The sequence below is a fragment of the Streptomyces sp. NPDC026515 genome, assembly GCF_055567595.1.
The window spans coordinates 26,297-38,857 of record NZ_JBVHQD010000003.1 but is presented as its reverse complement, the minus strand read 5'-3'; the positions used below and the strand labels follow the sequence as shown (position 1 = coordinate 38,857).

Sequence of the window (12,561 nt, the reverse complement as noted above, 5' to 3'; positions counted from 1 at the left end):
ACCCCGACCCCACACGGAGGTGGAGAGTGCGCACAGGACTCGCACGCCGGACGCTGCCCCTGGCGGCCGCCGCGGCGCTGATCGGCGGGGCGCTCACCGTGGGCACCCCGCAATCGGCCGGCGCGGCGGTGCCGGACACCATCCCCCTGAAGATCACCAACAACTCCGGCCGCGGCGACCAGGTGTACGTCTACGACCTCGGCACCCAGCTCTCCACCGGCCGGCAGGGCTGGGCCGACGCGAACGGCACCTTCCACGCCTGGCCGGCCGGCGGAAACCCGCCGACTCCCGCGCCGGACGCCTCGATCACGGGGCCGGCGGCCGGACAGTCGAAGACCATCCGGATCCCGAAGTTCTCCGGCCGGATCTACTTCTCCTACGGCCAGAAGCTCGACTTCAGGCTGACCACCGGTGGCCTGGTCCAGCCCGCCGTGCAGAATCCGAGCGACCCCAACCGCAACATCCTCTTCAACTGGTCCGAGTACACGCTCAACGACGCGGGGCTGTGGATCAACAGCACCCAGGTGGACATGTTCTCGGCGCCGTACGCGGTCGGGGTGCAGCGCTCCGACGGCACCGTGAGCACCACGGGGCACCTCAGGCCGGGCGGCTACAACGGCTTCTTCAACGCGCTGCGCGGACAGTCGGGCGGCTGGGCGAACCTGGTGCAGACCCGGTCCGACGGCACCGTGCTCCGCGCGCTCTCGCCCCTGTACGGCGTGGAGACCGGGGCGCTGCCGGCGAGCGTCCTGAACGACTACGTCAACCGGGTCTGGACGAAGTACGCGACGACGGCACTGACCGTCACCCCGTTCACCGACCAGCCGAACACCAGGTACTTCGGCCGGGTCTCGGGCAACGTCATGAACTTCACCAACTCCGCCGGGGCGGTGGTGACCAGCTTCCAGAAGCCCGACGCGGGAAGCGTCTTCGGCTGCCACAACCTGCTCGACGCGCCCAACGACCAGGTGCGCGGCCCGATCTCACGCACCCTGTGCGCGGGCTTCAACCGGTCCACGCTGCTCACCAGCGCGAACCAGCCGGACACCAACCCGGCGGACTTCTACAAGGACGCGGTGACCAACCAGTACGCGCGCGCCGTCCACGCCCAGATGGCCGACGGCAAGGCGTACGCCTTCGCCTTCGACGACGTCGGCAACCAGGAGTCACTGGTCAACGACGGCAGTCCGCAGCAGGCGTACCTCACGATGGACCCGCTGAGCTGACACGCGCGAGCGGCCCGTACCCGGATGCCGGGTACGGGCCGCTCAACCGGTGCTGTCTCGGCCGGTGGTGTCTCAGCCGGTCGTGACGGCGGTGTCGTCGACGACGAAGCTGGTCTGCAGCGAGGAGTCCTCGACACCGCTGAACTTCAGCGTCACGGTGCTGCCCGCGTAGGACCCGAGGCTGAAGGACTTCTGCACGTACCCGGTGGCCTTGTTGAGGTTGGAGTAGGTGGCCAGGGTGGTCGAACCGGCGGTGACCGTCAGCTTGTCGTAGGCGGTGCTGCTGGTGGTCTCGGCGGTGTCGATGTGCAGGTAGAAGGTGAACGTGGTGTTGGTGCAGCCGCTCGGGATCGTCACCGACTGGGACAGCGTGTCGGTGTGGGTGGATCCGTAGCCGTCCAGCCACGCCTTGTACGAGCCCGCGTGCGCCGCCTGGCCGGTGTCGTTGGTGATGACCCCGCTGGTGGCGGTCCAGGTGGTGTTGCCGGACTCGAAGCCCGCGTTGCCGAGGAGCTGCGTGGCGGTGCAGGTGCCGCCGCCGGAACTGACGGTCCAGGCGAAGGAGGCGGTGCCGGTGGCGCCGGTGGAGTCGGTCACCGTGACGGTCGTGCTGTAGGTGCCCGCAGTCGTCGGGGTGCCGGTGATGGCGCCGGTGGAGCTGTTGATGGACAGGCCGGTGGGCAGTCCGCTCGCCGCGTAGGTCAGCGAGCCGCTGTTGGTGCTGCTCGCCGAGACCTGGAGGCTGACCGCGGTGCCCACGGTCGAGGACTGGCTGCCCGGGTTGGTGACCGTCACCCCCGAGGTCGGCGGAGTGACGTGGCTGCCGACGTTGATGCCCGCGAAGGCGTTGGCCACGCCCGCGTACTGGGCGGAGCTCGCGCCGTACAGGGCCGTCGCGGCGTTGAGCGCGGCGGTCCGGGCGGCCGCGTAGTTCGTGCTGGACGTCATGTACGTCGTCAGCGCCTTGTACCAGATCTGCAGGGCCGCGGCCCGGCCGATACCGGCGACGGCGACGCCGTCGGAGGTCGTGCTGGTGTAGGTGACGCCGTTGATGGTCTTCGTACCGCTGCCCTCGGAGAGCAGGTAGAACATGTGGTTCGCGGGGCCGGAGGAGTAGTGCACGTCGAGGTTGCCGACGCCGGAGTACCAGCTGTCCGCGGAGCCGCCGTCCTTGCTCGGCTTGTCCATGTAGCGCAGCGGCGTGCCGTCGCCGTTGATGTTGATCTTCTCGCCGATGAGGTAGTCGCCGACGTCGGAGGAGTTGTTGGCGTAGAACTCCACCCCGGTGCCGAAGATGTCGGAGGTCGCCTCGTTCAACCCACCGGACTCACCGGTGTAGTTGAGGCCCGCGGTGTTGGAGGTGACGCCGTGGCTCATCTCGTGCCCGGCCACGTCCAGCGAGGTGAGGGCGTGGGTGTTGCCCGAGCCGTCTCCGTAGGTCATGCAGAAGCAGGAGTCGTCCCAGAACGCGTTGACGTAGCCGCTGCTGTAGTGGACCCGGGAGTAGGCCGCGACACCGTCGTTCTTGATGCCGCTGCGGCCGAAGGTGTTCTTGTAGAAGTCCCAGGTCTCCTGGGCGCCGTAGGCCGCGTCGGCGCCGGCGGTCTGGGTGTTGGAGCCGGCTCCGGTGCCCCAGACGTCGTCGGCGTCGGTCATCAGGGTGCCGGTGCCCGACGTGCCGTTGTTGAGGCTGTACGTCTTGTGGCCGCCGCGCGTGGTGTCGTACAGCTGGTACGTCGAGCCCGACAGGGTCGTGTTCAGCGTCACCGTGCCGCTGTACTGGGTGTTGCCGGTACCGGACTTGACCGCCTGGTAGCGGTACAGCTCCTTTCCGGTGGTGGCGTCCGTGATGACGTGCAGCTGGCTCGGGGTGCCGTCGTCCTGGAAGCCGCCGACCACGGTCTCCCAGGCCAGCTTCGGCGTGCCGTTGCCGGCCCAGATCACCTTGCGGGCGCTGTCGGCGGCGGGCTTCTCAGCGGCCAGGGACTTGGCGGTCTTGAGCGCCGAGGCCTGGGCGGCGGACTTGGCGACGGCCGCGGTGGTGGAGGCGACCTCGATGGTCCGCTTGTTGTTGAAGGTGGTGCTGACCGTGCCCGCCGCCAGGGAGGCCGGCGGGGTGTGCACGATCAGGTCGCCGCCGAGGACCGGGAGTCCCGCGTAGGTGCGCTCGTAGCGCGTGTGCAGGGTGCCGTCGTTGTCCTTGACGACGTCCTTGACGACCAGCTTCTCCTGGGCGCCGAGGCCAATCTGCCGGGCGGTCGCGGCGGTCTGCTGCTGGGCGCTCTTGACCAGCGCGGTGTGCTGGGCGGGGCTGAGTTCGGCCTCCAGGCCGCCGGTGCGCACGGGGCTGAGGTGGGGGGCGGCGGGCTTGGCGTTCGCCGGGACCGACTGGATGCCGACGGCGAACAACGCCACGGTGGAGACCAGTGCGGCTCCGACCGTGGCGCGTCTGTGGGGAAGACGTCTCACTCGTACTCCTCCTGCTGCGGCCGCCGGGACGCGGCCGGTGACAGACCGGGCAGACGGGGATGTGCTGTCCGGGACGAGCTGAGCTGTGCGGGGACCGGGATCGGGCGGACCGGGATACGGGTCCGTGATCCGTGGACACGCTGTGGAGATGGCGTGCGCAGCGAGGATTCCAGCCTTGACCCGCGCATGTCATTCAAGTGGAGGTATTCGAGGGTTTTCCCTATGCCGGACGGGTCGACGGAGGCGCGCCGCCGGCCGCAACTCCCGGCCCCCACGACGGACGAGGCCGGCCGCTCGCCCGCCGGGGCCCCTCGGACGCGGGCCGGCACCCTTCGCGCACGATGTGTCGCACCAGGTGACGGCGGCAGGTCCGGCGGTCAGCCCGAGCCGTCACCGATCGGGCGATTTATCCTGTTTACTCCGAACTGCGGCCCGATCCGGGCGCCGGCAGCTCCCACCCTCGCGGAAAGGGCGCATCCATGCGGGTCTTCATCGTCGGCACAGGCAACATGGCGGGCGGTATCGCCACCCGCGCGCTGACGGGCGGGCACACGGTCCGGCTGATCGGCACCGATCCGGCGAAGGCCGCCACCCTCGCCGACGCCCTGGGCGCGCGCATGGCGGACGCCGACGTGGCACCCGCCGTGCCGGACGCGGTCGGTTCGGCGGACATGGTGGTGCTGGCCGTGCCGTTCGACGTAGCCAAGCAGGTGGTGGTCGAGTACGGGGACCACCTCGCCGGGAAGACGGTCGTCGACATCTCCAACCCGGTGGACTTCGCCACCTTCGACTCGCTCACCGTGCCCCCGGACAGCTCCGGCGCCCAGCAGATCGCGGCCGCGGCCGCGCCGGGCACCCGGGTGGTGAAGGCCTTCAACACCACGTTCGCGGGCGCACTGGTCGCGGGCGAGGTCGGCGGGCTGCCGCTGGACGTGTTCATCGCGGGCGACGACGCGGCGGCCCGCGACCAGGTCGCCGACCTGGTCTCCTCCGGCGGGCTCAACCCGGTGGTCGTCGGCGGGCTCCGGCACGCCCGCGAACTGGAGGGCATCCAGTTGCTGCACATGGCCCTGCAGAACCGCCCCGAGGGGCACGGCTGGATGAGCGCGATCAAGATCGTCGCCCCCTGAACCCCGGGCCCCGCCCCGTGGTGCACGAGGGGGCCCGACGTCCTGGTGAATGCCGGGGCGCGCACCGCCGCAGCGTAGTACCTTCCCCCACAACAGAAGCGACTCTGGGGGGAGTTGCCTCTATGCACGGCACGACGAGCGGGTTCCACCACGGCGCGGTCACTCCGGTGGCGGCCTGTCTGACGGCCTGTCTGGGCGGAGCGCTGGGGCTGCGCTGCACCGTCCGCTCGCTCCACGACGGCGGGCAGCCGTGGAAGCCTGGCCGGCTCGCGCCGGGGCGGCCTCGATCGGCCGCGGCATCTGGACGATGCACTTCATCGCCATGATCGGCTTCCACGTCCAGAAGACCACGATCCACTACGACGCGGCCCTGACCCTGCTCAGTCTGGCGGTGGCGATCCTGGTGGTCGGCACCGGCGTCTTCGCGGTCGGCTACCTGGGCGCGACGGCCGCCACGCTCTCGACCGCGGGTGTCATCACCGGTCTCGGCGTGGCCGCCATGCACTACCTGGGCATGGCGGCGCTCCGCCTTGACGGAACGATTCACTACGACCGGTTCACGGTCGCCCTCTCGGTGCTGATCGCGATCGCGGCGGCCGGCCGCCCTGTGGGCCGCCGAGTCGGTCCGGGGCTTCCCGGCCAGCCTCGGCGCCAGCCTGGCGGTGTCCGGCGTGCTCTTCACCGCCATGGCGGCGGTGAGTGTCGACGTGCATCCGGCGTCCGCCACCTCGTGGTCGGACGCGTCCCCCACCTCGCTGCTGCTCCCCGTGCTGCTGGGCCCGGCCGTCTTCCTGCCGCTGGCCGGGGTGGTGGTGATGTCCGATCCGCCGCTGGTGCCGGGCGAGGGCGAGGGGAACCGGCAGGCGGCAGGCACGGCGGGGTCGCCGAGGCCGTCGCGGGAGGCCCGTTCACCGCCGCCGGCGCCGCGCCGCGGGCGCACCCGGGGGAGCCGGCACGGCCGTCCCGCGCGCCCGGCGGCGGGCGGTGCCACGGGCCGGTTCGGCACCGCGGCGCACGCCGCACCGCCGGCTCCGGGCCGCCCGGCACCCGGCGGCCCCGGCCGGTACGGCGCCCCCACCCGTCCCGAGGGCCCGTACGGCGCCCCCCGAACCCCTCCGACCGGTGACCGCGCCGCCGGACACCAACCCCTCCACCGTGCCCGCTCGTTGATCGTTGCTACGGTGCCCGCGTGTCTGACTCCTCACGCGATACCGCAGAAGGCGCCGGCTGGGGCGAGGCCGAACGCGGCGCCTACCGCCGGCTGATGCCGAGCCATGTCGAGAAGCTGTTCTGGTTCAACCCCAGAACCATGTGGGCCGCCCGCAACGGCGTGCTGGCGTCCTGGTTCGGCGACCCCACCGGCACCACCCGCGGCCGCTGGGTGGCGCAGCGGACGGCCGGCGGGGCAGCGGACGACAAGGTGGTCCGGCGTACCGAGGCCGACCGGTTCTCGTTCATGGTGATCGGTGACACCGGTGAGGGCGACGACTCCCAGTACGCCGTCGTGCCCGGCTTCCTGAAGGCGAGTCAGGACACCGACTTCGCGGTGATCGCGAGCGACGTGATCTATCCGGTCGGCGCCACCGACGACTACGGCACCAAGTTCTTCCGCCCGTACCAGGACTATCCCGCGCCGATTTACGCGATACCCGGCAACCACGACTGGTACGAGGGCCTCGGCGCGTTCATGCGGGTCTTCTGCGACGACGCCCCCGCCCTGCCGCCCGAGCCCAAGCCCCGTCCGCTCTCCCGCGCCTGGTGGCGCACCCTGCTGTGGCACCGGCCGAGCCCGGCGGACGAGCAACTCCTCGCACAGGCGAGGACGTTGCGGTCGGCGCCGGGCCAGGCGGCCGTACAGCCCGGCCCGTACTGGGCCATCGACGCCGGCCCGGTGCGGATCGTCGGCATCGACACCGGTCTGCTCGGCACGGTCGACGCCGAACAGGGCGCCTGGCTGCGCGAGGTGTCCCGGGGGCCGCGCCCGAAGATCCTGGTCACCGGCTCCCCGCTGTACGTGGACGGCGAGCACCATCCGTGCCCGATCGACGGCGGCGGCACGGTCGACGACATCGTCCGCGACCCGGCCCACCACTACGTGGCGGCGATCGGCGGCGACATCCACAACTACCAGCGCTACCCGGTCGACGTGGCCGGCCGCACCGTCCAGTACGTGGTCGCGGGCGGCGGCGGTGCCTTCATGCACGCCACCCACACCATCCCACGGGTCTCCGTGGCGGGCGTCAGCGAGGACGACTTCCGCTGCTACCCGCTGCGCGGTGACTCCCTGGCCTTCTACAGCCGGCTGTACGGCCGCCGGCTGCGCATGCCCCGGTTCTTCACGCTCACCGCCGAGGAAGCGACGGCCGTGATCGCCGAACGCCTCGGCATCAAGCCCGGCCGCACGCCCGGCCCGGACACCCAGGTCACCCGCCGCACCCGGCTGGTGGCGAGCCTGCTGGGGGCCGGCGGCAACCCGGACCGCACCTCCCGGTTCCGGCTGCCGGTGAAGAAGATCTACACGCAGCTGTTCTCCCCGGGCTCGGCCACCTACACCCCGCCCTTCTTCAAGTGCTTCCTGCGCCTCGACGTGAGCCCGGAGACGGTACGGCTGCGCTGCTTCGCCGCGACCGGGAACCGCGCGCAGGAGCTGGAACCGCCGGTCGAGGACGAGATCGTCATCCCCCTGACCTGATCCGAAGCCGATCACACTCCCGCAACGTTCGGGTGCCACAATCGGGGCAGAACTGACGTACGACCGCTGGAGGACCCGTGCCGTCCACCCCCCGCCCGCTGCGCAGACTGGGCTTCTTGACCATCGGCCTGTTCGACGGGGCGGATCCGGGCAGGGGGCACGAGTCCACGCTGGAGATCATCGAGCTGGGCGAACGGCTCGGCTTCGACAGCGCGTGGGTGCGCCACCGGCACCTCCAGTACGGCATCTCGTCCCCGGTGGCCGTTCTGGCGGCGGCCACGCAGCGCACCAGCCGTATCGAACTGGGCACCGCGGTGATCCCGCTGGGCTGGGAGAACCCGCTGCGGCTCGCCGAGGACCTGGCGACCGTCGACATCCTGTCCGGAGGGCGCCTCAACCCCGGGGTGAGCGTGGGCCCGCCCATGCACTACGAGCGGGTCAGGGAAGCCCTCTACCCGGACACGGCGGACGCCGAGGACTTCGGCTACGAACGGGTGCGGCGGCTGCTGGACCTGGTGCGGGGCAAGCCGGCCACCGACTTCAGCGGGGTCGAGGGCTTCGAGGTGTTCTCCGACGTGGTCCAGCCGCACTCCGCCGGGCTCGGACGGCGGCTCTGGTACGGCGGCGGCAGCCTGAGCTCGGCGCGCTGGGCGGGCGAGCACGGCATGAACTTCCTGACCAGCAGTGTCGTACGGGCCGCGGACCCCGAGGACGCGAACGACTTCGCGGAGATCCAGCTGTCGCACATCCGCGAGTTCCGCGCCCATCACCCGGACGGCGAGGCGGCCCGGGTCTCGCAGGGCCTGGTCGTCATCCCGACCGACTCCGCCACGCCCGCGCAGCGCGCCAAGTACGAGGCGTACGCTGCCAAGCGCCTCCCCCGTACCAGAAGCCCACAGGGCCCGGCGCGGCTGCTGTTCGCGCCGGACCTGGTGGGCACCTCGGCGGAGCTCGTCGAACGGCTGCACGCGCACGCCGGGTTCCGCGAGGTCGACGAGGTGGCCTTCGCGCTGCCGTTCACGTTCGAGCACGAGGACTACGTCCAGATCCTCACGGACATGGCGGCCCACCTGGGTCCGGCACTCGGCTGGCGACCGGGAACCGTCCTCTGAGTCACCAGCGGCCCGGCTCCGTGCCGGTCACCGGCTCCGACGGCTTGCCGTCCACCCCGACCGGCACCTCGCCGTGCAGCATCACCCGGTGCATGACCCTGGGGAGGCCGAGGTGGGCGTTGTCACTCGGCGCGAGATGGATGGTGGCCCGGTTGTCCCAGAAGGCGACGCTGCCGGGCTCCCAGCGGAAGCGCACCGTGTATTCGGGCCGTACCGCCTGTTCGAGCAGCATCTCCAGGAGTGCGGCGCTCTCCGGGCGGGAGACGTCGGTGATCTGCTCGACGTAGTAGCCGTTGACGTACAGCACCCGCTCGCCGCTCTCCGGATGGACCCGCACCAGCGGATGCACCGAGGCCACCTGGTGGTCGAGGAGGTGGCGCAGATACGCGTCGTCACCGGGGCGGGGCTGGTAGCCGACGCCGAGGCGGTGCTCGGCGCGCAGGCCGTCGACGAAGGCACGCACGGGCGCGGAGAGCCCGGCGTAGGCGGCGGCCAGGTTGGCCCAGGTGGTGTCGCCGCCGTACGGCGGGACGGTCTCGGCGCGCAGGATGGTCGCGGCGGGCGGGTCGATGCGGGCGCCGTGGTCGCAGTGCCAGCCGCGCAGCAGGGTGTGCCGGCGGCGCTGGAGCCACTCCTCGTGCGCCATGCCGAACCGGCCGCCCAGTTCCAGCCGGTCGGCGGTGGTCTCCACCTCGGGGAAGCCGGCCGGTGAGGCGCTGCCCCGCCGCCCCGGCACGACCGGCTCGCCGAACCGCCGGGCGAAGGCGACATGGCCGGCGTGGTCCAGCCGCTGCTCGCGGAAGAAGACGACCTTCCAGCGCAGCACCGCCTCCCGGATCAGCGTGACCACGGCGTCGTCGAGCTCCGCACCCAGGTCGACGCCGGTGATCTCGGCTCCGATGTGCCCGGCGACGGGTCTCACCTCGGCTCCGGCGACCCCCTGTGCCCGTCGTGCCGTGCCCCGTTCCGTCGTCATGCGTACTCCGAGTGGTCGTCGGTACCCGTCCAGTGAAGATCGTGACAGCCCGGCGCGCACCGCGGAAGGGAGCACCCGGCCCGGGTTGATCATCGTCCGCCCGGTCCGCGAGGCTGGGGGACGACACAGTCGAGGGAAGGCCACATCGTGATCAGCATTCCGGCGTACGAGCTCAACGACGGTACGACGATCCCCGCCACCGGCCTGGGCACCTGGCCGATGGACGACGCGCAGGCCGAGCAGGCGGTCCGCGACGGGCTGGAGCTGGGCTACCGGCTCGTGGACACGGCGGTGAACTACCGCAACGAGTCCGGGGTCGGCCGGGGTGTCGCGAGCAGCGGGGTGCCCCGTGAGGAGGTGCTGGTGACGACGAAACTGCCGGGCCGCCACCACGGCTACGAGGAGACCCTCGCCTCCTTCGAGGAGTCCCGGCAGCGGCTGGGCCTGGAGTACGTGGACCTGTATCTGATCCACTGGCCCAACCCCCGGGTCGGCAAGTACGTCGACTCCTGGAAGGCGATGATCAAGCTGCGCGAGGAGGGGCTCGTCCGCTCGATCGGCGTCTCCAACTTCACCCAGGAGCACCTCACCCGGCTGGAGAAGGAGACCGGGGTGCTGCCCTCGGTGAACCAGGTGGAACTGCATCCGCTGTTCCCGCAGGACCAGCTGCGGGCCTTCCACGCGGAGAAGGGCATCGTCACCGAGAGCTGGAGCCCGCTGGGCCGGGACGTGCGGCTCCTCGACGACCCGGCGGTCGTCGCCGTCGCCGGGGCGCTCGGGGTGACGCCCGCCCAGGCGGTGCTGCGCTGGCACGTCCAGCTCGGGGCCCTGCCCATTCCGAAGTCGGCGGACGCCGGGCGGCAGCGCGCCAACCTGGACCTGTTCGGTTTCGAACTGGACGCCGCCCAGATGGCGGCCGTCTCCGAGCGCTCCCACCGGCGGCTCGGCGGCGACCCGGACAGCCACGAGGAGTTCTAGCCCGGGCGGCCGGCTACTCCCCCTGCTCCTCCGCGTGCTCCTCCACGTGCTCCCCCGCCTGCTCCTGGGGAGCCGCCCGCTCCGCGCCGCCGGCGGTCAGGCTCCCGAGGATGTCCAGCAGTTCGGCACTGCGGCTGCCGGGCTCGGCGTGACAGACGACCAGGGTGAGTCCGTCGGTGCCGTCCATCGACAGTTTGCTGGACTGCAGGTCGAGGTCGCCGACCAGCGGATGGGTCAGGTGGTTCATCCGGCCGCGCCGGGGCCGTACCTCGTGCCGGGCCCACAGGGTGCGGAAGCGCTCGCTGCGCAGCGAGAGGTCGCCGACCAGGTCCCGCAGCCTCGGGTCGTCGCTGTCCGGGCCCGCGTAGGCACGCAGCGCGGCCACGCCCTCCTCGGTGAGGTCCTCCCAGTCACGGCGCAGCTCCCGCTCGGCCGGGTCGAGGAAGACGGCCCGCATCAGGTTGACCCCGGGCGTGTAGTTCGGCGACAGGGCTGTGCACAGCTCGTTCACCGCCAGGATGTCCGTGTAGCGGTTCTGGACGTAGGCGGGGTTGCGGGTCCAGCCGTTGATCAGCTGGAGGATGGTCCCGGGCACCTGCTCGGGCTGGTGCGGGTCCCGGGTGCGCCGGGCGTGCCGTACGTCGGCGGGGCGGTCCTGGGTCAGGGCGACGAGGTAGGTGGTGGCGTCCGGGTCCAGGCCCAGCACCCGGGCCAGGGCCTCCAGCACCTGGGCGGAGGGGTTGCGGTCGCGGCCCTGCTCCAGCCGCAGGTAGTAGTCGGAGCTGATGCCGGCGAGCAGCGCGACCTCCTCGCGGCGCAGCCCCGGCACCCGGCGCAGGCCGCCACCGGGCAGCCCCACGTCCTCGGGCCGCACCAGCGCCCGGCGGGCACGCAGGAACTCACCGAGCGCGTTCGAACCGTCCACGCCCCCACCCTACGGTCCGGCCGCCCGGCGTTCCTGGTCCTGCCACTCCCAGGAACGCCAGGGCTTAGCCACGTCCCTGGCGTCCGCCGCAGGGTGGACACCGAGGAGGGACACCGGACCCGACCGGTCTCCCCCGGCACTTTCGGAGAGGCACGACACATGACCGCACAGCTCGCCGGGACCCTGACCCCGGCGGACGGCCTGACCCTGAGCCGCGTCGGCTACGGCGCCATGCAGCTGGCCGGCCCGCACGTCTTCGGCCCGCCGAGGGACCGTGCCCGGGCCGTCGCCGTGCTGCGGGCCGCGGTCGAGGCGGGCGTCACGCACATCGACACCGCCGACTTCTACGGTCCGGTGGTCGTCAACGAACTCATCAGGGAGGCCCTGCACCCCTACCCGCAGGACCTGCACATCGTCACCAAGGTGGGCGCCCGGCGTGACGCCGAGGGCAACTGGGTCATGATGCGGCACCCCGAGGACCTGAAGGCGCAGGTGTACGACAACCTGCGGAACCTCGGGGTGGACACGCTGGACGTGGTCAATCTGCGGCTGGGCACCGCCGAGCGTCCGAACGAGGACCCGGTCGCCGACCAGTTCGGCGCGCTGGCCGAGCTGCGTGAGGGGGGCCTGATCCGGCATCTGGGGGTCAGCTCGGTCACCCCGCGGCAGCTGGCCGAGGCCCAGTCGATCGCGCCCGTGGTCACCGTGCAGAACCTGTACAACCTGGCCAACCGGCAGGACGACGCCCTGGTCGAACGGACCGCGGCCCAGAACATCGCCTTCGTGCCGTACTTCCCGCTGGGCGGCTTCAGCCCCTTCCAGTCGGACACGCTGGCCAAGGTCGCGGAGCGGCTCGGCGCCTCGGCACAGCAGATCGCGCTGGCCTGGCTGCTCCAGCGGTCCCCGAACATCGCGCTGATCCCGGGCACCTCCTCGCCGGAGCACCTGCGGGAGAACATCGCGGCCGCCGCCCTGGTGCTCCCCGAGGACGCGATCACCGAACTGGACGGGATCGGGCAGCACGCCGCAGGCTGATCGGAGAGACGGGTCCGG

Annotated in this window: 9 protein-coding genes and 1 pseudogene; 7 read left to right on the top strand and 3 right to left on the bottom strand. The window is 71.7% G+C overall.

What is annotated here, in order from left to right; all coding sequences use genetic code 11:
- The first annotated feature begins 26 nt into the window (after nt 1–26).
- Nucleotides 27–1,226 carry a glycoside hydrolase family 64 protein gene (locus ACZ4O3_RS06200; protein WP_467721359.1) on the top strand — a complete coding sequence of 400 codons (1,200 nt, stop codon included), beginning with the start codon at nt 27–29 and terminating at the stop codon, nt 1,224–1,226.
- Nucleotides 1,227–1,298: 72 nt separating this feature from the next.
- On the opposite strand, the gene ACZ4O3_RS06195 is transcribed toward ACZ4O3_RS06200, so the two are convergent.
- Nucleotides 1,299–3,695, bottom strand: coding sequence for a M4 family metallopeptidase (locus ACZ4O3_RS06195; protein ID WP_467721358.1), 2,397 nt, complete (start codon nt 3,693–3,695; stop codon nt 1,299–1,301).
- A gap of 479 nt (nt 3,696–4,174) precedes the next feature.
- On the opposite strand from ACZ4O3_RS06195, the gene ACZ4O3_RS06190 reads away from it, so the two are divergent.
- From ACZ4O3_RS06190 to ACZ4O3_RS06175, 4 genes and pseudogenes are all read left to right on the top strand, one after another.
- Nucleotides 4,175–4,825 carry an NADPH-dependent F420 reductase gene (locus ACZ4O3_RS06190; protein ID WP_467721357.1) on the top strand — a complete coding sequence of 217 codons (651 nt, stop codon included), beginning with the start codon at nt 4,175–4,177 and terminating at the stop codon, nt 4,823–4,825.
- Nucleotides 4,826–4,947: 122 nt separating this feature from the next.
- Nucleotides 4,948–5,772 (top strand): annotated as a pseudogene (locus tag ACZ4O3_RS06185) (MHYT domain-containing protein); the annotation flags it as partial.
- Between the two features lie 242 nt (nt 5,773–6,014).
- Complete coding sequence (locus tag ACZ4O3_RS06180; protein ID WP_467721356.1) at nt 6,015–7,517, top strand: metallophosphoesterase family protein; 1,503 nt, start codon at nt 6,015–6,017, stop codon at nt 7,515–7,517.
- Between the two features lie 77 nt (nt 7,518–7,594).
- Nucleotides 7,595–8,629: an LLM class flavin-dependent oxidoreductase gene (locus ACZ4O3_RS06175; protein WP_467721355.1), complete on the top strand. Its 1,035-nt coding sequence runs from the start codon at nt 7,595–7,597 to the stop codon at nt 8,627–8,629.
- A 1-nt stretch (nt 8,630) separates the two neighbouring features.
- Here ACZ4O3_RS06175 and ACZ4O3_RS06170 read toward each other — a convergent pair whose 3' ends face one another.
- Entirely contained in the window at nt 8,631–9,605 is a 975-nt protein-coding gene (locus tag ACZ4O3_RS06170) for a TauD/TfdA dioxygenase family protein (RefSeq protein ID WP_467721354.1), read from the bottom strand.
- 147 nt (nt 9,606–9,752) lie between these two features.
- On the opposite strand from ACZ4O3_RS06170, the gene ACZ4O3_RS06165 reads away from it, so the two are divergent.
- Nucleotides 9,753–10,583: an aldo/keto reductase gene (locus tag ACZ4O3_RS06165; RefSeq protein ID WP_467721353.1), complete on the top strand. Its 831-nt coding sequence runs from the start codon at nt 9,753–9,755 to the stop codon at nt 10,581–10,583.
- Between the two features lie 13 nt (nt 10,584–10,596).
- On the opposite strand, the gene ACZ4O3_RS06160 is transcribed toward ACZ4O3_RS06165, so the two are convergent.
- Entirely contained in the window at nt 10,597–11,508 is a 912-nt protein-coding gene (locus ACZ4O3_RS06160; RefSeq protein ID WP_467721352.1) for a helix-turn-helix domain-containing protein, read from the bottom strand.
- 159 nt (nt 11,509–11,667) lie between these two features.
- Here ACZ4O3_RS06160 and ACZ4O3_RS06155 point away from each other — a divergent pair, with 159 nt between their 5' ends.
- A complete protein-coding gene (locus ACZ4O3_RS06155; protein ID WP_467721350.1) occupies nt 11,668–12,543 on the top strand; it encodes an oxidoreductase in 876 nt (291 codons plus the stop codon).
- Nucleotides 12,544–12,561 lie beyond the last annotated feature (18 nt).

What these genes read in the sequence shown, in the direction of transcription:
- ACZ4O3_RS06170 (WP_467721354.1), bottom strand. Translation starts at nt 9,605, where the DNA reads ATGACGACGGAACGGGGCACGGCACGACGGGCACAGGGGGTCGCCGGA.
- ACZ4O3_RS06155 (WP_467721350.1), top strand. Translation starts at nt 11,668, where the DNA reads ATGACCGCACAGCTCGCCGGGACCCTGACCCCGGCGGACGGCCTGACC.
- ACZ4O3_RS06190 (WP_467721357.1), top strand. Translation starts at nt 4,175, where the DNA reads ATGCGGGTCTTCATCGTCGGCACAGGCAACATGGCGGGCGGTATCGCC.